This is a genomic window from Haloterrigena sp. KLK7, assembly GCF_037914945.1.
Classification (GTDB): domain Archaea; phylum Halobacteriota; class Halobacteria; order Halobacteriales; family Natrialbaceae; genus Haloterrigena; species Haloterrigena salinisoli.
The window spans coordinates 1,423,707-1,446,301 of record NZ_CP149787.1 but is presented as its reverse complement, the minus strand read 5'-3'; the positions used below and the strand labels follow the sequence as shown (position 1 = coordinate 1,446,301).

General features: G+C 68.6%; 20 protein-coding genes. 11 read left to right on the top strand and 9 right to left on the bottom strand.

Annotation, left to right across the window (positions count from 1 at the left end; translation table 11 throughout):
• Positions 1-50: 50 nt before the first annotated feature.
• Complete coding sequence (locus tag WD430_RS07145; RefSeq protein WP_339105327.1) at positions 51-833, bottom strand: MOSC N-terminal beta barrel domain-containing protein; 783 nt, start codon at positions 831-833, stop codon at positions 51-53.
• A 191-nt stretch (positions 834-1,024) separates the two neighbouring features.
• Between WD430_RS07145 and serA the strand changes: the two genes are divergently transcribed.
• On the top strand, positions 1,025-2,611 hold the full coding sequence (gene serA / locus WD430_RS07140) for a phosphoglycerate dehydrogenase (RefSeq protein WP_339105326.1): 1,587 nt from the start codon (positions 1,025-1,027) through the stop codon (positions 2,609-2,611).
• A gap of 120 nt (positions 2,612-2,731) precedes the next feature.
• Here serA and WD430_RS07135 read toward each other — a convergent pair whose 3' ends face one another.
• Positions 2,732-2,860, bottom strand: a complete 129-nt coding sequence (locus tag WD430_RS07135) for a hypothetical protein (protein ID WP_339105325.1) — start codon at positions 2,858-2,860, stop codon at positions 2,732-2,734.
• A gap of 357 nt (positions 2,861-3,217) precedes the next feature.
• On the opposite strand from WD430_RS07135, the gene WD430_RS07130 reads away from it, so the two are divergent.
• Positions 3,218-4,363 (top strand): hypothetical protein, encoded by a 1,146-nt coding sequence (locus WD430_RS07130; RefSeq protein WP_339105324.1) that lies wholly within the window; start codon positions 3,218-3,220, stop codon positions 4,361-4,363.
• Positions 4,364-4,450: 87 nt separating this feature from the next.
• On the opposite strand, the gene WD430_RS07125 is transcribed toward WD430_RS07130, so the two are convergent.
• Positions 4,451-4,576 (bottom strand): hypothetical protein, encoded by a 126-nt coding sequence (locus WD430_RS07125; RefSeq protein ID WP_339105323.1) that lies wholly within the window; start codon positions 4,574-4,576, stop codon positions 4,451-4,453.
• A 34-nt stretch (positions 4,577-4,610) separates the two neighbouring features.
• Between WD430_RS07125 and hisI the strand changes: the two genes are divergently transcribed.
• Complete coding sequence (gene hisI / locus WD430_RS07120; protein WP_339105322.1) at positions 4,611-4,985, top strand: phosphoribosyl-AMP cyclohydrolase; 375 nt, start codon at positions 4,611-4,613, stop codon at positions 4,983-4,985.
• 6 nt (positions 4,986-4,991) lie between these two features.
• The gene (locus tag WD430_RS07115; protein WP_339105321.1) at positions 4,992-6,167 is read left to right on the top strand and encodes a hypothetical protein; all 1,176 of its coding nucleotides are present in this window, start codon (positions 4,992-4,994) and stop codon (positions 6,165-6,167) included.
• Positions 6,168-6,229: 62 nt separating this feature from the next.
• Here the strand turns inward: WD430_RS07115 and WD430_RS07110 are convergent, their stop codons facing one another.
• Both WD430_RS07110 and WD430_RS07105 read right to left on the bottom strand, forming a co-directional pair.
• Positions 6,230-7,087, bottom strand: a complete 858-nt coding sequence (locus WD430_RS07110) for a hypothetical protein (protein WP_339105320.1) — start codon at positions 7,085-7,087, stop codon at positions 6,230-6,232.
• A gap of 193 nt (positions 7,088-7,280) precedes the next feature.
• Positions 7,281-8,345, bottom strand: a complete 1,065-nt coding sequence (locus WD430_RS07105) for a hypothetical protein (RefSeq protein WP_339105319.1) — start codon at positions 8,343-8,345, stop codon at positions 7,281-7,283.
• A 209-nt stretch (positions 8,346-8,554) separates the two neighbouring features.
• Here WD430_RS07105 and WD430_RS07100 point away from each other — a divergent pair, with 209 nt between their 5' ends.
• The 3 genes from WD430_RS07100 (at position 8,555) to WD430_RS07090 (ending at position 11,668) form a co-directional block, all read left to right on the top strand.
• Positions 8,555-8,980 carry a universal stress protein gene (locus WD430_RS07100; RefSeq protein WP_339105318.1) on the top strand — a complete coding sequence of 142 codons (426 nt, stop codon included), beginning with the start codon at positions 8,555-8,557 and terminating at the stop codon, positions 8,978-8,980.
• A gap of 154 nt (positions 8,981-9,134) precedes the next feature.
• Positions 9,135-9,644 (top strand): HPP family protein, encoded by a 510-nt coding sequence (locus tag WD430_RS07095; protein WP_339105317.1) that lies wholly within the window; start codon positions 9,135-9,137, stop codon positions 9,642-9,644.
• A gap of 149 nt (positions 9,645-9,793) precedes the next feature.
• Positions 9,794-11,668, top strand: coding sequence for a site-2 protease family protein (locus WD430_RS07090; protein WP_339105316.1), 1,875 nt, complete (start codon positions 9,794-9,796; stop codon positions 11,666-11,668).
• A gap of 303 nt (positions 11,669-11,971) precedes the next feature.
• Here the strand turns inward: WD430_RS07090 and glmM are convergent, their stop codons facing one another.
• Entirely contained in the window at positions 11,972-13,336 is a 1,365-nt protein-coding gene (gene glmM, locus WD430_RS07085) for a phosphoglucosamine mutase (RefSeq protein ID WP_339105315.1), read from the bottom strand.
• An 82-nt stretch (positions 13,337-13,418) separates the two neighbouring features.
• Here glmM and WD430_RS07080 point away from each other — a divergent pair, with 82 nt between their 5' ends.
• The 3 genes from WD430_RS07080 to WD430_RS07070 all read left to right on the top strand — a co-directional run bounded on the left by WD430_RS07080 (position 13,419) and on the right by WD430_RS07070 (position 15,895).
• Positions 13,419-14,363 (top strand): hypothetical protein, encoded by a 945-nt coding sequence (locus tag WD430_RS07080; RefSeq protein WP_339105314.1) that lies wholly within the window; start codon positions 13,419-13,421, stop codon positions 14,361-14,363.
• A gap of 84 nt (positions 14,364-14,447) precedes the next feature.
• Positions 14,448-14,948 (top strand): hypothetical protein, encoded by a 501-nt coding sequence (locus WD430_RS07075; RefSeq protein ID WP_339105313.1) that lies wholly within the window; start codon positions 14,448-14,450, stop codon positions 14,946-14,948.
• Between the two features lie 92 nt (positions 14,949-15,040).
• Positions 15,041-15,895, top strand: coding sequence for a ribose-phosphate diphosphokinase (locus tag WD430_RS07070; RefSeq protein ID WP_339105312.1), 855 nt, complete (start codon positions 15,041-15,043; stop codon positions 15,893-15,895).
• Positions 15,896-15,997: 102 nt separating this feature from the next.
• Here the strand turns inward: WD430_RS07070 and WD430_RS07065 are convergent, their stop codons facing one another.
• From WD430_RS07065 to WD430_RS07055, 3 genes are all read right to left on the bottom strand, one after another.
• Entirely contained in the window at positions 15,998-18,121 is a 2,124-nt protein-coding gene (locus WD430_RS07065; protein ID WP_339105311.1) for a hypothetical protein, read from the bottom strand.
• A gap of 116 nt (positions 18,122-18,237) precedes the next feature.
• Complete coding sequence (ileS, locus tag WD430_RS07060) at positions 18,238-21,444, bottom strand: isoleucine--tRNA ligase (RefSeq protein WP_339105310.1); 3,207 nt, start codon at positions 21,442-21,444, stop codon at positions 18,238-18,240.
• A 115-nt stretch (positions 21,445-21,559) separates the two neighbouring features.
• On the bottom strand, positions 21,560-21,802 hold the full coding sequence (locus tag WD430_RS07055; RefSeq protein WP_339105309.1) for a hypothetical protein: 243 nt from the start codon (positions 21,800-21,802) through the stop codon (positions 21,560-21,562).
• Positions 21,803-21,888: 86 nt separating this feature from the next.
• Here WD430_RS07055 and WD430_RS07050 point away from each other — a divergent pair, with 86 nt between their 5' ends.
• On the top strand, positions 21,889-22,584 hold the full coding sequence (locus WD430_RS07050; protein WP_339105308.1) for a uracil-DNA glycosylase: 696 nt from the start codon (positions 21,889-21,891) through the stop codon (positions 22,582-22,584).
• Positions 22,585-22,595 lie beyond the last annotated feature (11 nt).

Below are 22,595 nucleotides of genomic sequence, written 5' to 3'. Positions count from 1 at the left end.
TAGCGACTCGCGATCGGACGGCGCCGCCCGTATCGGCCACCGCGGTTGCCTTACTCGTCGACGCTGACGTCGTCACCGACGCGAAGCGTCGCGCCGCGGTCGGCCTCCGCAACTCGTGAGATGAGCATCACCGTGTAGTAGTGGTCGAACGCCTCTTCGTCGGCCCAGTCGGGGAAGGTTTCCTCGCGCTTCCGGACGAACCGCTGCTGGAACTCCTCGATCGGGTCTCCGGTCTCGGGGTCGCGCTGGGGGACGACGCAGCGACCGCAGGGCGTGACGCCCTCGAACCGGACGCCGTCGACCTCGAACGCGGGGGCGCCCTCGCCGACGAACCGATCCTCCCAGAACGGCTCGACGCCGCCGATTTCGATGTTCGCCCGCAGCCGTCGCCGGGCCCCCTCGACGGTCATGCCCTCGTCGTCGAACCAGTCCGCGACCGTCTCGAGCGTGGCGGTGCTGATCACCGACGGTCCCATCTCGCGGCGGTCGACGTAGCCGAGCGTCCGGTCGCGCTCGAGGGTCAGGTCCGCGTCGAAGAAGTCACCGAACCACGCCTCGGCGCGGTCGCGGTCCGCCTCGGTGTCGAGGTCGAAGCGGACGCGCTCGTCGTCGGGGGCGTCGACCTCGAGGGTCGCGGCCTCCGGATCGAAATCGGTCCCCAGGTCGTGGACGCGATCCGTTCGCTTGCCGTTGAGTACCTCGCCGTCCGCGTCGAACAGGGCGAACTCTCGGTCGTGCGCGAGGGTACCGCCCTCGATGACGTCGGCGGCCTCGAGGTCGATACCGTCGAGTCCCTTGACCGGGTAGACCCGCAGTCGCTCGAGTCGTGCCATTGGTGAGATGTGACACGAGTCGCACATATAGTTGTTCGTTCGAACATCGTCGGAGCCGACGGTGGGACGGCCGGTCGTTTCGGTTCGGGTCGACGCCGCCGGAACCGACGACCTGTAGGCCGGTCGAGACAAATCTTGCCACCGCCGACGACAACGGAAGCGTTTACCCGCTGCGCGCGATTGTCTCGCGCATGAAAGTACTGGTGACAGACCCGATCGCCGATGCGGGTCTGGATGTGCTTCGGGACGCCGGCCACGAGGTCGAGACAGGCTACGAGCTCGAGGGAGAGGCCCTCCTCGAGGCGGTATCGGACGCCAACGGCATGATCGTCCGTTCGGGAACCGAAGTCACCGCCGAGGTGCTCGAGGCCGCCGAGGAGCTCGCGATCGTCGGCCGCGCGGGTATCGGCGTCGACAACATCGACATCGACGCCGCCACCGACGAGGGGGTCATCGTCGCGAACGCTCCGGAAGGGAACGTCCGCGCGGCGGCCGAACACACCGTCGCGATGACGTTCGCGGTCGCGCGCTCGATCCCGCAGGCCCACATCCGCCTGAAGAACGGCGAGTGGGCGAAAAGCGACTACCTCGGCGCCGAACTCGACGGCAAGACGCTGGGCGTCGTCGGCCTCGGCCGGGTCGGCCAGGAGGTCGCCAAGAAGCTCGACTCGCTGGGCATGGACATCGTCGCCTTCGACCCCTACATCTCCGAGGAGCGCGCCGACCGACTCGGCGCCGAACTCGTCGACTTCGAGGACTGCCTCGCGCGGGCCGACTTCCTGACGATCCACACGCCGCTGACCCCCGAGACCGAGGGAATGATCGGCGAAGAGGAACTCGACCTGCTCGAGGACGGCTACCTCGTCAACGTCGGCCGCGGCGGCATCGTCCAGGAGGACGCGCTCGCGGCGAAGGTCGAGGACGGCACCGTCGCCGGCGCCGCGCTCGACGTCTTCGCCGAGGAACCCCTGTCGGCCGATTCGCCGCTGCTCGAGCACGACGAGATCATCGTCACGCCCCACCTCGGCGCCTCGACGGAGGCCGCACAGGAGAACGTCGCCACCTCTACCGCGGAGCAGGTCAACGCCGCACTGGTCGGGGAACCCGTCGCGAACGCCCTGAACGCGCCCTCGATCGACGAGAGCGCGTTCCCCCGTCTCGAGCCCTACATCGACATCGCCGAGACGGCGGGCAAGATCGCCGCCCAACTGCTCGAGGGCCGCATCGAGGACATCGAGGTCGTCTACGAGGGCGAGATCGCCGACGAGGACGTCGAGTTCGTCACCGCCAGCGCCCTGAAGGGCGTCTTCGAACCGCTCGAGTGGCAGGTCAACGCCGTCAACGCCCCGCAGGTCGCCGAGGACCGCGGCGTCGACGTTACCGAGTCCAAGAGCCGTCAGGCAGAGGACTTCCAGAGCCTGATCTCCGTGACCGTCGGCAACGACGAGGACGAGGTCTCCGTCGACGGCACCCTCTTCGCCGGTGACGACCCGCGGATCGTCCGCGTCGACGGCTACCGCGTCGACGCCATCCCCCACGGCAAGATGGTCGTCACGCGCAACACCGACGAACCCGGCGTCATCGGCCTCATCGGCTCGGTCATGGGCGACCACGGCGTCAACATCGCCGGCATGTTCAACGCCCGCGAGACCATCGGCGGCGAGGCGCTGACCGTCTACAACGTCGACAGCGAGATCCCCGACGCCGCCCGCGAGGAGCTCGAGGCCGACGAGCGGATCATCGGTCTCAACTATATCACGCTGAACGGCCAGGCCTGAGCGGGTTCGACCTGCCGTTCGCTCGCGGTTCGGCGCGACCGCAGCGGCTGCGAGCGCGGACGGAACACCGAATCGCAGGAGAGTCCCGGGACTGCGCTATCCGACGGCCGCCGTCGTCGCTCAGCGGTTCGCGTCCGGTCTCGCGGGAAGCGTCTGGAGACAGTTTCGGCAGTACGTGTAGTGGTGGTCGTTTTCCGTTCCGCAGACGCGGCAGGTGACTGGCGTCTCGAGATGTCTCTGTGAACTCATCGTCGATAGTCGGGCCTCGAGGGGGATATCCGACGCGCTGACGTTTGCAAGCACCGTCCGCGGCACCGATCAGCCGCCACCCAGTACCGATCCTCGCTACGCCGCGGTCGATTCGGACCCGGCCCGTCGACCGACTCACATCGGCTGAGAGGTCGGCCGGCCGCTCGGCGTATTCGACTGTCTTTCTTTCGGACGCGGTCGGCGAACGATCATGACATTCGTGACACACGATATCACGACCCTTTCCCCGGTGGCCGATCCCGAATCACTGTCTCGAGACTCTCACTGAACAGCGACTGTAATCGGATATGACGGGTAGCATACATTTTTATGAGCCGGGATATTGCGCTTCTCGATATGAATCGTCGGAAATTCATCGCGGCGACGAGTGTCTCTGTCGGCGTAGCGGGTTGTCTCACCGGTAACGGAACCGATGACGGGAACGACGGGGCCGATAGCGACGACGCCGGCGACGCGAGTCTCGACGCGAACGACTCTGCGGATGCGAGTCACTCGAGCGACCCCGGCGCCGACGGGAATCGGAACGACAGCGACAACGAGTCTGCGACTGACTCGGAGTCCAACGATTCCGACGGCTCGGACGCGGACGAGGGCAACGACACCAACGAAACGGACGGCGAAAACGAGGACGAATCCGTCCCGTCGGAACGAACGACCTCGTTCGAGTCCTGCACGCGGGCGACGGTGTCCGGTTCGTTCGCTGACGGTGACGTCGCCTTCGCGAGTACGGGCTTCTATGACGACGACGGCCTCTACGGCAATACGATCGTCGAGGACGGCGTCGTCTTCGGCGACGACGTCGCCGCGCCCTTCTCGGGCACGGTCGTGTTCGAGGTCGGCGCCCAAGCGGGCGTCTCCGAGGGAAGCGACGAGATCGTCGTCACGGTTTCCGACTACGGCAGCGTCGGTACCGTGATCACGTCGCTGACGACTGAGCAGACGGATTACGCCGTGGGTTCGCCGACGACGCCGAACCCGCACGCCGAGGACTGCCTCAGCGAACTCGAGTCCGAGGCCGGCGGCGATGGCAGCGACGGAGGTAGCGACGACGATGGCGGCGACGACGGTAGCGGCGACACCGATAACGAGAGCGACGACGGCGAGAGCGGCAACAGCGACAACGAGAGCAACAACACCGATAGCGACGGCGGTGACGGCGAGAGCGACGCCGGCGCCGAGCCGTCGCTCGAGGTCTCGATCGTCGGCACCAACTCCCCGGTCGACGCGGGCGACTCTCTCGAGGGCACCGTGCGGGTCGAGAACACCGGCGGCGCCGCCGGAACCGGGTCCGTTGACCTCATCGTCGGTCGCGATCCGACGCCCGTCGAGTCGCGGTCGGTGTCGCTCGAGGCCGGCGCTCAGACGACGCTCACGATGGGCTACCAGACGCCCCCGGTCGCGTCCGACCAGCAGTTCCCCGTCCGGGTCGAGACGGCCGACGATTCGGACCAGCAGACGGTGCGCGTTCGCGGAACCCAGTGACTGCGAGCGCCGGCTTCGGTCCGATTCCCGCGGCGTAAGAATCCGCCCCGTTCCTGAAACCCGTTTCCGGCGTATCCCGGTGTGATGTCACCGACAGCTGGGACGTCCGTCGATCCCGCCGAGCGCGCGGCTCGGCTCGCTCGTCCACAGCGGCCCGTCGTCCGCGAACGCGCCGCCGACGCCCTCGAGCGAGCCGGGTCGGGGGCGCGGCAAAAGACCTATCGCCCTTCCAACCAACCGCCCGTACATGGACGACGACGTTTCGGTCGACTTCGGCGAGGACGGACTCGTCCCCGCCGTGGCACAGGACGCGGAGTCCGGCGAGGTGCTCATGCTCGCCTACGTCTCCCCCGAGGCCCTCGAGCGCACGCGAGAGACGGGCCGGGCCCACTACTACTCCCGCAGCCGCGAGGAACTGTGGGAGAAGGGCGCGACGAGCGGCCACGTCCAGGAGGTAGAGGAGGTGCGCGTCGACTGCGACGCCGACACGCTGCTCTACCTGGTCGATCAGGAGGGCGGGGCCTGCCACACCGGCCATCGCTCGTGTTTCTATCGCACCATCGAGGGCGAGAACGTCGGCGAGAAGGTCTACGACCCCGACGAAGTATACGACGACGCGTAACCGCCCATGAGTGAACGCGCCCACCGCGGCGGCGACGCCGCCGGAACCGGGTCCGCGGGACGGTCCCCGCTCGAGGCCCTCGAGGCGGCCCGCGACCGCTTCGAGGAGGCCGAACGGCGCATCGAAGACCACGGGGGCGAGGCGGTCGCCGAGGCCGCCGAGGCCTACCGGGACGCGACGGCGTTGCTCGAGGACTACGTCGACAGGGCGACGGGCACCGGTCGGGAGAACTTCGAGGCCTACGTCGAACTCGAGGGGAAGTTCGACTCGCTGGTCTCGGGACTGCCCGACGATCTGAAGGGCCGCGAGGCGTTCGAGGAGGCCCTCGACGTTCTCGACAAGCGCCGGCTCAGCGAGTCGGACTTCGAGCGGGCCCACGAGGCCCTCGAGCCGGCGGCCCGATACGCCGAACTGCTCGACGAGCGCGAGGACGCCCGGGAGTCGATCGACGAGGCCCGAACCGCCGCCGCGAAGCGCCGGCGCGAACTCGACGACGCGATCGCGGACCGCGAACGGCTGGTCGAACTCGGCGAGGCCGACCTCGAGGCGCCGGTCGAGGAGCTCCGCGAGCCGATCGCGACGTACAACGAGGCGATCGAGGCGGCGTTCGAGGAGTACCGCCTCGAGGCGTCGGCTCGCGAGGTGTTCGAACTGCTCGAGCGGAGCCGCTGGTACCCCTTCGTCGACTACGAGCGACCGCCGGACGACCTCGCGAGATACGTCCGCGAGGATCCGGCCGGCGAGTACACGATTCCCGAACTGCTGGAGTACGCGAACTACTCGCGGTCGAAACTCGAGCACTACGTCGAGAGCGCGGACGAACTCAAGCGGCGGGTGGCGACCCAGCAGACGTTCCTCGACGGGATCGACGCCGAGCCGCTGACGATCCCGTGGCCGCCGGGCGAGGCGGGCGCGCTCCGACACCGGATCCGCGAGTGTCGCCCGTTCGTCGAGCGCGTCGCCGGCGAAGACGTCGTCGCGAAGCTGCGGTCGGTCCGCCGACTGACGACCGATCCCGATTTCGAGTACGATCGACTCCAGACCGCGGCGCAGGCGGTCGCACGGCTTTCGGCCGCCGAGCGCGAGCGGCTGGCCGACGGCCGGGTCGCCGACGAACTCGAGTCGCTGCGCCGCGAGCGCGAGCGGCTGGAGGACGCGCTCGAGGTCGAGGACCCGATCTGATCGGATCGATGCCCCGGAACCGACGTCCGTTCTCGAATTTCGTTCGGTAGTAACTACTGCTGCTATGGTGCCACGTGAGAACTCCAACTGAGACGATAGTATTCGTCCTCGTACAGAATATACGCCCCAGGTCTCTCTCCGGGAGGCGTCTCGGTTTCGTCGCGTTTCGATTCGAACTCTTCCAGTATCTCCTGCTGCTCCTCGAACCCGCTGTCCTCGTCGGAAGCGGTGAGCGAACCGCCGTTCTCGCGAACGTCGTCGAGTAACTGCTGCGCGTCTTCGCTCATCGCCGTCGCGTCGACGGCGTATTCGTCGAGAATCCGCTCCGCGAACGAGTCCTCGTCCTCCGCGAACCGCTCTCCCGATACTCGAATCCGCTGTACGGGTTCCGAAACCGTCTCTCGTTCCTTCAATTCTACGTACCTGTCGTTGAATTCGAGGAACCGTTGCTCGACGCCGCCGAGGAGTCGCGAATTCTCCTCCCAATCGGGCTCGAGATAGCTGATAACGACCGGATTCGTAAAGAAGATCAATCTCCCGTCCGAAAAGGTGAACGCTTCGTGGACTCGCCACCGTTCGTACTCGGGAAGGTCCGTGAACGGCAGGACTTCGCCCTCGTCAGTTGCCGACACGTCGTCGGGGAGGGCGTGAATTCGGGAGATCTCGTATTTCGGTCCGGTGACTGTCCCTTCGTCGAGCGTCTCTCGGTCGAACCGATAGACCGGCGCCCCCTCTTCGGTTCGGTAGTAGACGGGTCCGTGATGAAACGACGAGTGCTCGAACAGATCGAGGGTACCGGAGAGTTCCAGTGTGATCGCTTCCTCGTCGAGGAGGGCGGACACGAGGTCACCGACGAGCGGCGAGGGGGATAAATCGTCCGCCGTTCTCGTCGCAGTGTGCGTGACCTCGGCGGCATCCACGGGAGCGAGGGAGATCCTGTGGGAGGCAGTCGTCCAATCGACACAGCCGCTGAACAGGGGTACCGCTCCGACAGGTAGACTCGCGATAAGCGCTCGACGGTGCATGGCAACAGAGTATTATTAGAAATATATGTGTTTTGTGCGAACGTTCGACAGATAGAGAGGGAGTGCCGCGTGGAACCGTTCGAACGCGTCACTCCTGCCTCTCCTCGAGTTCCGCCGCTTCGTCGAAGTCAACGCGGGGTACGAACGGACCGAAGTCGGCGGTTCGCGACGCGATCGAGGCGATCCGGAACGTGTAGACCAGTAGAACGGTAAACGGGAGGAAGACGAAGGTGACGACGGTGCTGACGACGAGCACGAGGATTCCCGTCGATCCGACCGCTTCGATGATCGTCGAGTAGGTCATCATGAAGATCCCACCGCCCAGAAGCGTCGGGAAGCCGACGACCAGCAGCACCTTCGAGAGGTGCGCGAGTTCGTACTGCATATAGAGCGTCTTGAACGTCTGGCGAGCGATCGCCAGCTGGCCGAGCAACTCGACGAGGTCGTCGAGCGTCTCGAGGTCCGCCTCCGAGAGCGCGTCGGCGTAGTGGGCCCGGATCTGCCGGGCCGCGTACAGGTGCGCCCCGTTGAAGTGGCCGAGCACCGCCGACAGCGTCTCGAAGGTGCCGAAGTCCGAGTCCTCGAGCGACGCCGAGACGAGTTCGCCCTCGGTCTCGACCGCCTCGATGAACTCCCCGATGACGGCGGCGCGGTCCGGATCCGTCATTCGCTCGGCGACCGCCTCCAGCCGCTCTGTCCGTTCGACGACGGTGTCGACGACCAGTTGCAGGAAGTCGGCCGGCGCCGCCGGACTGACCGGCGTGTCGGTCAGGGTCTCGATCTCGCGCCGGAAGGTCGCCATCTCCTCGAACCGATCCGAGAGGTCGCCCGGCCAGCCCAGTTCCTGCGAGAGGACCAGCTGGTTGATCGCGAGCACGATGGTGATGAACGGCAGGGTCCCGCCGACGACCGCCGCGACGAGCGTCGTCGCGGTGTCGGGATCGGTGACCGGAACGTACCCGGCGACGCCGATGCTCGCACACGCGGTGAAGACGACCACGGAGAACAGCCCCGTGATGACGTATCGGTTCCCGTCCAGCAGGAGCCACCGTTTAACGGGCGACTCGCGGAGCCGCTCGTGAACGAGATCGCTCCGGCTCACCGCCTCGTCGATCCGTTCCTCCTCGTCGATACCGGACTCGTCCGCGCTCATGCCATCGCTGTCGATACAGCGCCGGAAAAGTGTGCACGCGGACGCTGCCCGCTCCGTGGCGTTCGAACGCCGTTCGCTCCGCGGGCGCTCGGACGCCCTCGCGATCGCGAACTCGCTCCGCGCGTCTTCGAGCACCCGCGACTCGGACCGACCGTCGGGACGGTGGCCTCGAGGCGACGACTGAAGGCGCCGGCCGTCGTACCACCGGTATGACCAGACACCTGCTCGTTCCGATGGACGACTCCGAGACGGCCCGCGCGGCCCTCGAGCACGCGCTGGCGGTGTTCCCGAACGACGAGGTGACGGTGATTCACGTCGTCGACGAACTCGAGGCGGGGTACGGCGGTCGGCCGCCGGTGACCGACAGCGGCGGGGCCGACGCGGACGAACCCGAGTTCCTCGCCGACGTGCGCGACATCGCCGCCGAGCACGACCGCCGCGTCGATACGGCCGTCGTCGAGGGCACGTCGGCGGACGCGATCCTCGAGTACGTCCGCGACAACGACGTCGACGGGATCGTGATGGGAAGCGAGGGCCGGTCGGGCGTCTCGCGGATGCTGCTGGGCAGCGTCGCCGAAGCGGTCACGCGGCAGGCGTCGGTGCCGGTTACGATCGTTCCCTCTCGTAGCCGCTGAAATGCCGGATTCGACGGTCCGGCCGTCGATCTGTCGTCTGCACGGTCACCGTCCGAAAACCGGACGAACGTCCGACGACGATCGCCGGCCGACTCGAGAACCGGTGATCTATCGAATCGCGGGTGTTTTTCGATCGAAGACGTAAGGGATCGCTATGGACGATCGGACGGGGACGACGATCCACACCGGACTTCTCATCTCGACGACGGCCGCGATGGCGTGGCTCTCCGGCCTCCCGATGCTCTTCCCGAGTCTTGGCCCCTCGGCGTTCGTGCTCGCGTTGTTCCAGGACAGCGAGGCGACCTCCCCGCGACGCGTGATCGGGGGCCACGCGATCGGCGTCGCCGCCGGCCTGCTCGCCTACCACTTGCTCGGCGTCACGATTTCGATCACGGCCACGGCCGATCCCGGTTCGCTCGAGGCGCTTCGCCTCGGTGCGAGCGGCGTCATCGCGACGACGCTGACCGCGGGCGGCATGCTCTGGACCGATACTCGCCACCCGCCGGCCTGTGCGACGACGCTGATCGTCTCGCTCGGCCTGCTCTCGAGGCCGTTCGAGGGCGTCCTCATCGTCGCCACCGTCGTGGTGCTCGTCGCCGCTCACGAACTCCTGCTCGCGACCGCACGGGTCGGCGCGCGGTACGGGAACCGGCTCCGGTCGTAGACCGCGACGACCGCGCGACCGCGATATTGATACGGTATCGGGACTATCACGATATCGAATACGATGCCGCGAACCGGTGGGAACGAGCGGACCGAGCGAATCGAACCGCGAGCGACCGGCTTAACGCCCGCAAGCGTCCGTCGGCGGCCATGCTGACGACACTGCTTCTGATCGGGATCGCCGCCGCGAGTGCCACCGTCGTCGCGATGGCCCTCGAGGCCCGCGGGCTCCTCCCGCCGTGGATCAGCGTCTGGGGACCGGTCGTCACCTGCGAGACGGAGAACGGGCTCGGCGCGCTCGACCGACTGGCCCGCCCGCGCTACCGTCGCTTCTGGCGGCGGTGGACCGACGTCGGCACCGTCGTCGCGCTGCTGTCGCTCGTCGCGATGACCGCCGTCGTCCTGTTCGCCGCCTACGCGGCGCTGACGCAGGGGGGCGCCAGTCAGGTGAACCAGCCGCGAAACGCGCTGGCGATTCCGGGCGTCAACGACTTCCTGCCGCTGGCGGCGACGCCGGCGATCCTCGTCGGCCTCGCCGTCGCCGTCGTCGTCCACGAGTTCAGCCACGGGCTGCTCGCTCGCGTCGAGGGCGTCGCCGTCGAGTCGGCCGGTCTGATCTTCCTCGCCCTCGTCCCCTTCGGCGCGTTCGTCGGTATCGACGAGACCGACGAGGCCGACGCCTCGCCGACCGGCCGCAACCGGATCTACGCCGCGGGGATCACGAACAACCTCGCGGTGGCGCTGGTCGCGTTCCTCGCCCTGTTCCTGCTCGTCTCCACCTCGATCGCCGCCGTTCCGGGCGTCGCCGTCGGCGGCGTCTACGCCGGGACGCCGGCCGACGGGGCCGGACTCGAGCGCGGCGACGTCGTCACCGCCGTCGACGGCGAGGCGATCGACGACGCCGACGACCTGCGCGCGGCCCTCGACGCGACCGACGAGCGCGTCGCCCTCTCCGTCAGGGACGGGCGTGACGGCACCGAGACGGTGACTCTCGAGCGATCGGTCGTCGTTACCGGCACGCTCGAGGGGACTGCGGCGAGCTCCGGTGGCGGCGAGCGGAGCGACAGCGGGGCCGACGGCGGCGACGACGGAAACGACGGCACCGACGGCGGGAATGGAAACGCGACCGCGCTCGAGCCGGGCGAGACGATCACGACGGTCAACGACAGCCCGGTCGCCACCGAACGCGAGTTCCGAGCGGCCCTCGAGAATCACACGGTCGCGACCCTCGAGACCGACGACGGCTCGACGACGGTCGTCGCCGGTGCGGCCGTCGCAGGGATCGACGACGACGGCCCGCTCGCGGCGGCCGGCGTCCCCGACCCGGACGGCGATCCGCGGTCGCTGGTCGTCACGCGCCTCGACGGCGAGCGGATCGTCGACGGCGACGATCTCCGCGAGACGCTCGCGGACGCCGCCCCCGGTGAGACCGTCTCGCTCGAGGCGTACGTCGACGGCGAACGCCGCGAGTACGAGGTGGGGCTGGGCGACCGAAACGGTGAGGCGGTCCTCGGGATCTCCCTGGTGCCGGGAACGAGCGGGACGACGGTGACCGACCTCGGCGTCGATCCGTATCCGAGCGCCCAGCACCTCGGCGTCCTCCGCGGGCAGCCGGTCGCGGACGGGCTCGGGTCGTCGCCCGTAGCGCGCGGGTTCGCGGCGTTCGCCCTCCCCTTCGCCGGGCTGATCGACGGCCTCTCGACGGCGAACTTCGGCGGGTTCGTCGGCCCGGTCGCGGACTTCTACGCCGTGACGGGGCCGCTCTCGATCCTCGGCGGCGGCGTCTTCCTCGCGGCGAACGCCCTGTTCTGGACGTGGTGGCTCAGCCTGCTGGTGGGCGTCTTCAACTGCATTCCCTGCTACCCGCTCGACGGCGGCAAACTCCTCCGAACGACCGTCGAGGCCATTGCCTCGAGGGCGGGACTCGAGCGCTCCGATCGGGCGGCGACCGCGGCGATGGTCGGCGCCAGCGCCGTCGTGGCGGGGGCGATCCTGCTCGTGCTCTCGAGTCCGTTCCTCGGATGAGTGTTCGTCTCGTCCGGGCTGAGCGATTCGGCTGAATCGGCCTGCGTTTGGAGCGATACTGACGGACGTACGCAGATTACTCGCGCTGGCAACGGGGAATTGCCACGCCCTCCCCAGCCGATTCGCTCGCTCCGTGGCTCACGGCCGGTGGCCGTTCGCCGGTCACTCGCTCGTCCCTCGCGTGCGTTCGAGCACCAGTTCGCCGCCGGCTCACTGGTGCTCAGCACGCGCCACTGCACGTAGTGTGGTCAGCTCGGACGAAGCCGGAAGGAGGGGTCGAGACCGGCTCGCTGATCGACCGACTCAGACCTCGGCCTTCGCCTCGGTCAGCGTCTCGAACATCTCGTCGGCCAGTTCGTGGGCGCGCTCGGCGTTGCGGGCCTCGGCGTAGATCCGGACGAGCGGCTCGGTGCCGGAGGGGCGGGCGAGCACCCACGCGTCGCCGTAATCGAGTCGGTAGCCGTCGCGCGTGTTGAGGTCGGCGTCGGCCGACTGGGCGTGGTTGGCCGCGGCGTCTAGCATCGCGTCGCGTTCGGCCGTCGACTCGTAGGCAACGTTGTGGCGGACGTTGGCGTAGCCGCCGTAGGGGGCGACGATCTCGCTGACCGGCCGCCGGGCGACGAGCTCGAGGAATCGGGCCGCGGTGAAGGCGCCGTCCCGCGAGAGCCGGAAGTCGGGGAAGAAGATCCCCCCGTTACCCTCGCCCGCGATCGGGACGCGCTCGCCCTTCGCCTCGAGTTCCTCGATTCGAGTGATAATGTTCGTCGACCCGATCGGCGTCAGCTCGAGGTCGGCGCCGACCTCGCCGACGACGTCGACCAGCCGCTGGGAGACGTTGACCGCCGAGACGGTCGTGTCGCCGGGCTCGAGTTCGGCCGCGGCGAGCGCGGCGAGGGTGGCGTCGCCCTCGACGTACTCGCCGGTCTCGTCGAAGAAGATGGCGCGGTCGGCGTCGCCGTCGTGAGCGATACCGACGTCGGCGTCGGTGGCCCGGACCAGTTCCCCGAGGTCCTCGAGGTTGGTCGGGACGGGCTCGGGATCCCGGCCGGGGAAGTGGCCGTCGGGCTGACCGTTGACGGTGACGACGCGACAGCCCAGTTCGCGGAGGAACTCGGGGCTGGTGAGCGCGCCGGCGCCGTGGCCGGGGTCGAGCGCGACCGTCAGCTCGGCGTCGGCGATGGTCTCGCGGTCGGCCGCCGCGAGCAGTTCGTCGACGTACTCCCCTCTCACGCCGTCGACCTCCCGGACGCGACCGGTCTCGTCCCAGGAGGCGACGTCGAACGCCTCCGCGAGCAGCACCTCCTCGATCCCCTCGAGGTCGGAGACCGCGAGCTCGATCCCGTCGCTGCCGATCAATTTGACGCCGTTGTACTGGGGCGGGTTGTGCGAGGCCGTGATCACCATGACGGGAATGCCCTCCCGCTCGGCGTACGCCTGCGCGCCCGGTGTGGGAAGGATCCCCAGCCGATCGACGTCCGTCCCCGTGCTCGCGAGTCCGCTCGCGGCCGCGTCGGCGAGCATCCGCCCGGTATATCGCGTGTCGCGCGCGATACCGACCCGGTCGACCCCCCACGCCGTCCCGGCCGCTTTCGCGACGCGCAGGACGAACGCCGGCGTCAGCTCTTCGTTGGCGACGCCGCGCGTTCCGCTCGATCCGAACACTTGCATCACGCGCTAGTCGTATGGGTCCCCTCAAAGGGATTCCGGAGCAGACGGAACGCTTTCGGCGCGGGACCCCGACCGTGGACGTATGCATTCCATCGAGGAAAAGCGCGTCTACGGCGACCGCGAAGGGGCCCTCGAGGCCTACGTCGCCAGTTCGATCGGCGTCGTCCGCGTCCGCGTCGCCGACGACACCGTCGGAGAGTTCGGCCTCTGTGACCGTTCTACGGCCCGCGACATCGCGGCGACCGACGGCGTCGTCGCGATCGCGACCGACGAGGACGTCCGCCTGCTCGACCTCGAGGCGGGCGAGGACGCGGACGCGACCGACGACGAGACGACCGGCGACGCGACGTTCGTCGACAGCGGCTTCGGTCCCGCCGTCGCCGTGGGCGCCGACGGCGCCGGGCTGGTCGCCGCCGGGCCCGACGGCGACGTCGCCCGCCTCGAGTCGCCTTCCACCCGCACTGGTGCCGGCGCCGATGCCGGAAGCACCGATGCGGACGCTCGCGAGTGGACGACGCTCGAGAGCGACGGCATCGCGGCGGTGCGGGCGATCGACGGCGACCTCGTCGGAACCGACGGCGGCGTCTACCGGGTCCACGAGGGGCGACTCGATCACGCCGGTCTCTCCGACGTGCGGGACGTCTCCGCGGCCGGCGTCCCGCTGGCCGCGACCGCCGACGGCCTCTACAAGCTCGGCAACGGCTGGATGGAGGCCCTCGAGGGGAGCTTCGAGACCGTCGCCGCGGACCCGCGCAGCGAGCGCGGGCAGTTGACTCGCGCCCACGCGGTCGCCGGAGACGGGGACGCGAATCCGATCTACGGCTACGACGCCGCCGACGAGTCGTGGACCGAGTACGACCGCTCGAGCGAGTCGATCGTCGGGATCGGCTACGGGCGGACGGTCTACGCCGTCACCGAACGGGGCACCTTCCTCGCGGCGACGCCCGACGACGGGGCCGGCCGATGGCGTTCGCAGACGATCGGCGTCAGCGGTGTGACGGGGCTCGCCGTTCCCACCGACGAGTAGCGGTTCCAGTACGTCCCGAGTCGACGATCACGGTTCGACCGTCTGACGAAAACTTATCTGTTTTGGATACTTTCAACTTCGAATATGAGTGGGATCCAACGCCGTCGACTCCTCACCGCGACCGGTGTCAGCCTCACGGGTGCGATCGCCGGCTGTCTGGGGAGCGACGAAAGCGGCGGCGAGAACGGCGCCGAAAACGAGGCCGAAAACGGAACCGAAGACGAAGGCGACGAGACCGTCGCCGAGCAGGTCTCCGGAAGAATCGTCGTCGACAACCTCGACGAGTCGTCTCACACCTTCGACATTCTCGTCGAGTACGGCGGTGAGATCCAGCACTGGGAGACCAGATCTCCAGGGGCCGACGAGACCATCTCCTTCGAGCACAGCTGGTCGTCCGACCGGGAGCAGTTCCGCGTGACTGCCCGTCTCAACGGGGGCGAGCCGGTGAACATCACCCCCGCGAACTGGAACGAATCGAACTGTCTCAGCATCTTCGTCCGAATCACCGACGGCCAGACGATGACGCATTCGACCAATACCGACGCGGGCCACTGCGAGGGCGCGACGGACGACGAATCGGAGTAGCCGGCCGTCCCCGGCTACCGCCGCGGTCGGTCTCCGACGCTGCCGGATACGAGAACGAAAGCGGGTTTATCCCCCGCCCTGTCTGCTCGAGTATGACCACGATCGTCAGCGGCTCGGCCTCGCAGACGCTGGCCGCGTCCCTCGCGGACGAACTCGAGGTATCGCTCGCCGCCGTCGAGTACGACCGGTTCCCCGACGGCGAACTGCTCGCGGCCGCTCCCGACTTCGACGACGACAGGGCGATCGTCGTCGGCTCGACCGTCTCGAGCGACGCCCACCTCGAACTGCTCCAACTCCAGGACGCCGTCCGCGAGGCCGGCGCCGAGGACGTCGTCACCGTCCTGCCGTACATGGGCTACGCCCGGCAGGACGAGGCCTTCGAGGCGGGCCATCCGGTCTCCGCGCGCGCGGTCGCTCGGGCGATTTCGACCGGAGCGGACCGCGTGGTGACCGTCAACCCCCACGAGGGGGCGATCTGTGACTTCTTCGAGCCGACGGCGACCGCCGTCGACGCGTCGGGCCGGCTGGCGGATCCGCTGCCCGCCGAGCTCGCGGACCCCGTCTTCCTCTCGCCCGACGCGGGAGCGATCGAGCTCGCCGAAACGGTCCGGGACGCCTACGGCGACGGCGAGACGGACTACTTCGAGAAGACTCGCCACTCCGGCACCGAGGTCGAAATCTCCCCCAGCGACGTCGACGTGGCCGACCGCGACGTCGTCGTGACCGACGACATCATCGCGACGGGATCGACCATGAGCGAGGCCGTCGGCGTCCTCCGGGAGCGAGACGTCGGGCGCGTCTTCGTCACCTGCGTCCACCCGCTGCTGGCGCGGAACGCGGTGACGAAGCTCCGCCGCGCGGGCGTCGAAGCGATTTACGGCACCGATACGATCGAACGCGAAGTGAGCGCCGTCTCGGTCGCGCCGTCGATCGCCGACGAACTGTAACCGGCACGCAAACATCGCGCTGCGCGGATTTACGGCTTTTCGGGCGACTCGGAGCGTGCGCTCTCGAGACGCCGTCCCGATAGTTCCAGAGACGACCGTCGCTCAGCGGCGCCGCCGACCGACCGCCGCGACCGCGACCGCGAGTCCCAGCGCGACGGTCGCGGCCGCGATACCGAAGCCGGGCATCGATTCGACCGTCGATTCGATCCCGCCGACGGAGACCGTCGTCGACCGCCCGCCGACGCTAACCTCGTAGTCGCCGCCGTCGTCGAACGTCAGCTCCGTGGCGACGCTCCCGGTCTCGCCGGGCGCGAGCGCGATCGGCTCGGCGCGTTCGGTCCCCGACGCGGTCCGGAACGCGAGGCGCCCGGCCGCGGGGAGGGAGTCGGCGGTCGCGACCGAGGCGGTCGCCGTCACCGACTCGCCGGGGTCGACGCTGTCGGGTTCGACCCGCAGTTCGGTGACGGTCGTACTCGGCGTCGACCGGACGTAGACCGTCAGTCGATCGGTCCCGACGCGAACGTCGTAGATCCCGGGCTTCGTCGGCGTCCACGCGAGCGCCGTCGTCGCCGTCTCACCGGCCTCGAGCGACCGCTGTTCGATCGCGACGACGTCGCCGTCGACCCGCAGGGTCGCGTCGGCGGTCCCCGCGCGGTCGTCGACGTTCTCGAGCGCGACCGGCACCGCGACGCGGTCGCCGGCCGGCACCGCCAGCACGTCGCCGGCGCCGATCTCGGCGCCGGGCCCCGAGAGCCCCCCGCGATCCCAGCGCTCCCACCGCTGGCCGTCGACCGTGACGGGCTCGTCGCCGAGCCCCGACGTGACCGCGGTACGGGGCTGCCCGAACGCCGACCGGTGATCGAGGGAGCTCCACGTCTCGGGCGTCGACGTCGTGTGCGCGTACCGTGTCGCGCTCTCTCGTAGCTCCGTCCCGCCCGCGGTCTCGAGCGCCGCCAGGAAGTCGGCCGCCGTCACCTGGCCATCGTTGGCGTTCAGCGTCCGGACGACGTCCTCGAGGCGTCGATCCCCGTCGGTCGCCTCCCGAAGCCGCCGGTCGAGTTCGCCGTAGACGAGCGCGCCCTTCGCGTAGTCGGTCCGCTCGTGGGCCCAGCTCTCCGGCTCGGCGAGGACGCCGTCGGCGTACGGCGACCGCTCGCCGCGCTCGAGGTGATCGCGGAACTCGCTGAACGAGATCAGTCCCTGCTCGTAGGCGAGCGACGCGGCGTGGTACTCGGCGCCGCCCTCGACGAGCCAGGCGGCGTCGGCCGCGACGTCGCCGTTGGCGAAGCGCTGGTGGACGTGGACGTACTCGTGGAGCCAGACGTTCGAGGCCTCGGAGAGCGGGGCGTCGGCGACGACCCACGCGTCGGCCTCGCCGTACTGGAGGCCCCGCGAGCCCCAGTCGACGTCGTTCGGTACCGCGGCGACGAACACCTCCGCTTCGCTCGGGGCGATCGAAAGCTCGCGGCTCGCCTCGCCGAGCGTCTCGAGGATCGCGTCCGGATCCTCCCGCAGCTCGGCGGCCTCCGGGACGACCAGTCTGACGGTCTCGCCGTCGGCGGTCCGTTCGTACTCGGTCACCGGCCCGAAGACGGCGATATCGCTCCCGGTCGCCCCCGGTCCGTCGACGGTCACCGTCTCCTCGATCCCGATGCTGACGTCGGCGTCTCGCTGGTAGGAGAGGCTGACGCCCGGCACGGGGACGACGCCCCACTCGCCGGTATCCACGAAGCTGTAGCCGCTCCGACTCGGCCCGACGCGGTCGCCGGTCCCCGTCCGATCGGCCGGGAACCGGGCTCGGATCGTCGGCTCCTCGACGTCCCCGGTCCACCGGTAGGTTCCCTCGTCAGTCGCCTCGAATCCCTCGGTCGACCGCACGTCGGCCGCCCCCTCGAGGTCGACCGTCAGGCCGCTCATCGGCTCCGGCACGTCGAACGTGAACGCGGCCTCGAACTCGTCCGGTCGCTCGGGCAGGTGCCGGAGTTCGACCGTTCGGTGGAGGATATCGTCCGCTTCGGCCGTCGCGGCCGCTTCGGTATCGGTGTTCGTCGCAGCGGCCGACTCGAGGGCGCCGGTGGTGGCGGCTTCGGTAGCCGGCTCGAGCGCCACAGCGCTACCGGACGCGGGCTCGCTCGCCGCCGGCATCCCGCTGGCGCCGGCGACGCCGGCCGGAACGGTGCCGATCAGTAGCAGAACGATGACGAGAACGGGGATCCGAGAGGTCACTATCTACGGCTGGTAAATCAGCGACCATGACTTTTGTGGCACGGACACTGTCGGCCGAATACGACTGACGCGGCTGAAAACGAATCAGAAGCAGATCGTCGATAAGAGTGAGCGGCCTAGTCCGACGCTTCCGCTGCCGCCAGCGGTTCGACCCCGATCTCCATCGTCACGTCCTCGACCTCCCACTCCTTGCGGTGGCCGTCGTCGATCTCGCCGATCTCGTCGGCGCGGACCTCCTCGCGGATCAGGTCCTCGCGCTCGGCGACGAGGTCGGCGATGCGGTCGTCGTCGATCGCGAGGTCGAGCGCGATGCGCTCCTCGACGTCGAGATCGAGGTCCTTGCGCATCTCCTGGACGCGGCGGATGACCTCGCGGGCGTAGCCCTCGCTCTCGATGTCGTCGGTCAGCGAGGCGTCGACGTAGGCGACGCCGCGGTCGTCGCCGTTCAGTCCGAACGCGGTGCCGGCGATGCCGTCGGGCGTCTGGGTGACGAACGAGACCATCTCGTCGGTGATCTCCTCGCCGTCCTCGAGGACGTCCGCGACGGCGTCCTCGATCGCCTCGAGGCTCGGCTCGTCGATGCGGGCCTCGTTGAGCGCGTTCATGACCTGCCCGGCGCGGTCGCCGAAGGCCGGCCCGAGTTCGCTCATGTCCGCTTCGGCGCTGTACTGCAGTTCGCCCCAGCGGTCGTCGGGCGAGACGAGCTCAATCTCGCGGGCGTTGAGCCGGTCCTCGAGCAGCGGCGTGTGGCGTTCGACGGCCTCGACGACGCGCTGGTCGTCGGCGGCGACGACCACCCGCGGGACGGGCCAGCGCAGCTTGCGGCCGGCCTGCTGGCGGGCGTTCGCGCCGGCCTCCTCGATGGCCCGCAGGATGGCGACGTCGTCCTCGAGCTGTTCGTCCTGCCAGTACTCGTCGACCTCGGGCCAGTCCTCCATGTGGACGGTGTCGAACCCGTCGTCACCGGTCAGCGTCCCGTAGATCTCCTCGCTGATGAACGGCGCGTACGGCGCGAGCAGGGCGACGCTCTCCCGGAGCACGCGGTAGATCGTCGCGTAGGCGGCCCGCTTCGAGCCGCTGTCCTCCTCGGCCCACATGCGCTCGCGGACGGCCTGGACGTAAAAGCGCGAGACGTCCTCGACGACGAACTCGATGAGCGCGTCGAGCGCGCGGTCCTGTCGTCGGTCCTCGAATGCCTCGGTCATCTCGTCCTTCGTGGACTGGAGGCGGGCGAGTACCCACTCGTCGATCAGCTCGAGGTCCGAATCGACGTCCTCGAGGGTCGTCTCCTGCGGATCGAACTCGTCTAACCGCATGTACGGCAGCGGGAACCGGAAGACGTTCCACAGCGTCCGGAGGTGGTTCTCCATCGTCTGCATCCCGTCCCAGGAGAAGCGCATGTCGTCGCCCTGCGGGTTATTAGAGAGCAGGAACATGCGCATGACGTCCCGGCCGTGGCGGTCGATGGCCTCGTGGGGGTCGATCAGGATGTCCTTGGACTTGCTCATCGCGCGGCCGTCGGGCATCAGCGCGTGGCCGTGCATCAGCACCTCCTGATACGGGCTCTCGCCGAGCGCGGCGGTGCCCATCCCCAGCTGGGACCAGAACCAGCCCCGCGTCTGGTCGTGGGCCTCGAGGATGAAGTCGGCGGGCCAGAGCTCGTCGAACTGGCTGTCGTCCGCGGGATAGTTTAGCGTGCCCCAGGAGGCGACCGAGGAGTCGAGCCAGACGTCGAACACGTCCTGCACGCGCGTGTAGGTGGTGTCTCCCTCGGTGATCGTCAGATCGTCGACGGTGTCCTTGTGGAGGTCGACGTCCTCGGGATCGATATCCTGATCGACGCGCTCGGCGAGTTCCTCGCGATCGGCGACGACGATCATGTCCTCGTCGTCGTCGCGGTCCTCCGGCGTCCAGACGGGGAGCGGAATACCCCAGTAGCGCTGGCGGGAGACGTTCCAGTCGGGGGCCTCCTCGACGAAGTCCCGGAAGCGGTTGTCGCGGGCCCAGTCGGGGTGCCACTCGCTGTCCTCGATGTTCTCGAGGAGCTCGTCCTTGACGTCGGTGATCGTGATGAACCACTGGTCGGTGACGATCTGGAGAATGCCCGTGTCACAGCGCCAGCAGTGGCCGTAACTGTGCTGGACGGTGCCCGAGGCGAGCAGCGCGCCGTTGTCCTCGAGGTCGGCGGTGATCTCCGGATCGGCGTCCTTGACGAACTGCCCCTCGTACTTGCCCGCTTCCTCGGTGTAGACGCCGTCGCCGCCGACGGGACAGAAGATCGGGAAGCCGAGCTCGCGGCCGCGCTCGAAGTCCACCTCACCGTGACCGGGCGCGGAGTGGACGAGTCCCGTCCCGTCCCCGTCCGTGTCGACGTAGTCGGCGGCGTAGACCTCGCGTGCGCCCTCGTGGTCGGGACGGTCGGGGACCTCCTCGGCGAGCGGGTGCTCGTACGACCAGCCGATCAGCTCCTCGCCGGAGCGCTCCTCGACGACCTCGTAGTCGTCGTACCGGCCTTCCCGCAGGACTTCCTCGTGTTTGGCTTCGGCGACGTACAACAACTCTTCCTCGCCGTCTCTCTCCGCGCGAACGCCGACGTAGTCGCCCTCCTCGTCGACGGCGACGAAGGTGTTCGCCGGGACCGTCCACGGGGTCGTCGTCCAGATGACGAGCTTCCCCTCGCGGTCCTCGAGGTCGAACTTGACGTAGATCGAGGGGTCCTCGACGTCCTCGTACTCGACCTCGTTGTTCGCGATCGCGGTCTCACAGCGCGGACACTGCGAGATCGAGCGGTGGCCCTTCTCGACTAAGCCGCGGTCGGCGGCCTTCGAGAAGCCCCACCAGGCGGCCTCCATGTACTCGGGTTCGACCGTCCGGTAGGGGTCGTCCCAGTCCATCCAGACGCCGAAGTCCTGGAAGTCCTCCTGGAGGCCCTCGAGTTGCTCGTCGGCGTAGTCCTTGCACTCCTGGATGAAGTTCTCCTCGCCGAACTCCTCGATGTCCTTCTTGTTCTCGAAGCCCAGTCGCTCCTCGACGCGGGTCTCGATGGGTAGGCCGTGCATGTCGTAGCCCGGCCGGTCGGTGACGTCGTACCCCTGCATCCGCAGGAAGCGCAGGTAGACGTCCTTCAGGGACTTGTTCCAGGTCGTTCCCATGTGCGCCGACCCCGACGTGTACGGCGGCCCGTCGACGAAGAAGAAGGATTCACCGTCCGACCGGTGCTCGACCGTCTGCTCGTAGGCGTCGACGTCGTCCCAGTAGTCGAAGATCCGCCCCTCGAGTTCGTGCGGATCGTACTGGTCGTCGACCTCGCCGAATCTGCTCATACGGGAGCAATCTCACTCCGAGAGTAAAGGGGAATCGGTCCCGCGGGCGGCCGCGCGCCTCGAGGCGGCGGTCGCTCGATCGGGATCGGTGGGAAAAGCGGGAGTCGGAGAACCGCTACGCTTCGACGCCGAACAGCCGCGCGAGCACCTTCTGATAGCCGAGGCCGTAGACGCCGGCGTAGAGCATGACACAGCCGATCGCGGCGAGCCAGAACGCGACCGTCGTCTCGCCCGCGCCGACGTGTTGCATGCTCGCGTATTCGGCGGCGAAGCCGCCGACCGTCAGGGCGCCCGCGGCGATCGTGTAGGCCACCATCGGAAGCAGTTCTGTGAGGAGTTCCGGAATTGCCGTTCCCATTACCTGTCGAGAGTTTCCGGGGAAAGGTAAATCTGTCTGCTCGAGCGGGACGCGAATCCGAGACGCCTAACCCGCCGCCGGCCCACGTGACGAACGTGTCTCCATCCCCTCCCTCCGACGCCGAGGCCGGCACCGACACCGATCCGGCCTACCCGACGACGCGCAACGTCATCGAACCCGGCTGCGACCGCTGTCCGGCGCTCGCCGAACACCGCGAGTGCATCTCGTGGGGGACTGGCCCGCTCGACGCCAGCGTGCTCGTCATCGGCGAGGCGCCCGGCCCCGGCAATCCCGACGCCGACCGCTGGAAGGGCGGCAACTGGACCGGCAAGGCCTACACCTCCCGTCACTCCGGTCGGCGCATCCGCCGGATGCTCGCGCGGGTCGGCTACGACGACGACGCGTACTACACGAACGCCGTGAAGTGCTTCCCCGCCGATCCCGAAGACCCCACCAGTAACCGCGAACCGACCCCCGAGGAACGGACGAACTGTCGCGGCCACCTGCTGACCGAGATCGAGACCGTCGCCCCAGACGTCGTCCTCGCGACCGGCAAACACGCGACGGCGAGCGTCCTCGCGGCCGAAGACCGCGACCTCGAGGGCTTCATCGACACGGTCCTCGAGCCCGTAGATTGTGAGCGCCTCGAGACGACGCTCCTGCCGATCCTCCACCCCTCCTATCAGGACGTCTGGATCGGGCGGCTGGGGTACGAGCCCGACGAGTACCTCGCGGCGATCGGGGAGGCGCTCGCGGAGCTGTGTGATCCGGTCGGGGAGTAGCGCTCCGACTG

Coding starts and splice junctions, on each gene's coding strand:
- WD430_RS07115 (WP_339105321.1), top strand. CDS start 4,992: ATGAGTGAACGCGCCCACCGCGGCGGCGACGCCGCCGGAACCGGGTCC.
- WD430_RS07095 (WP_339105317.1), top strand. CDS start 9,135: ATGGACGATCGGACGGGGACGACGATCCACACCGGACTTCTCATCTCG.
- WD430_RS07080 (WP_339105314.1), top strand. CDS start 13,419: ATGCATTCCATCGAGGAAAAGCGCGTCTACGGCGACCGCGAAGGGGCC.
- WD430_RS07135 (WP_339105325.1), bottom strand. CDS start 2,860: ATGAGTTCACAGAGACATCTCGAGACGCCAGTCACCTGCCGCGTCTGC.
- glmM (WP_339105315.1), bottom strand. CDS start 13,336: ATGCAAGTGTTCGGATCGAGCGGAACGCGCGGCGTCGCCAACGAAGAG.
- WD430_RS07100 (WP_339105318.1), top strand. CDS start 8,555: ATGACCAGACACCTGCTCGTTCCGATGGACGACTCCGAGACGGCCCGC.
- WD430_RS07130 (WP_339105324.1), top strand. CDS start 3,218: ATGAATCGTCGGAAATTCATCGCGGCGACGAGTGTCTCTGTCGGCGTA.
- WD430_RS07105 (WP_339105319.1), bottom strand. CDS start 8,345: ATGAGCGCGGACGAGTCCGGTATCGACGAGGAGGAACGGATCGACGAG.
- WD430_RS07055 (WP_339105309.1), bottom strand. CDS start 21,802: ATGGGAACGGCAATTCCGGAACTCCTCACAGAACTGCTTCCGATGGTG.
- serA (WP_339105326.1), top strand. CDS start 1,025: ATGAAAGTACTGGTGACAGACCCGATCGCCGATGCGGGTCTGGATGTG.
- WD430_RS07075 (WP_339105313.1), top strand. CDS start 14,448: ATGAGTGGGATCCAACGCCGTCGACTCCTCACCGCGACCGGTGTCAGC.
- hisI (WP_339105322.1), top strand. CDS start 4,611: ATGGACGACGACGTTTCGGTCGACTTCGGCGAGGACGGACTCGTCCCC.
- WD430_RS07145 (WP_339105327.1), bottom strand. CDS start 833: ATGGCACGACTCGAGCGACTGCGGGTCTACCCGGTCAAGGGACTCGAC.
- ileS (WP_339105310.1), bottom strand. CDS start 21,444: ATGAGCAGATTCGGCGAGGTCGACGACCAGTACGATCCGCACGAACTC.
- WD430_RS07090 (WP_339105316.1), top strand. CDS start 9,794: ATGCTGACGACACTGCTTCTGATCGGGATCGCCGCCGCGAGTGCCACC.
- WD430_RS07070 (WP_339105312.1), top strand. CDS start 15,041: ATGACCACGATCGTCAGCGGCTCGGCCTCGCAGACGCTGGCCGCGTCC.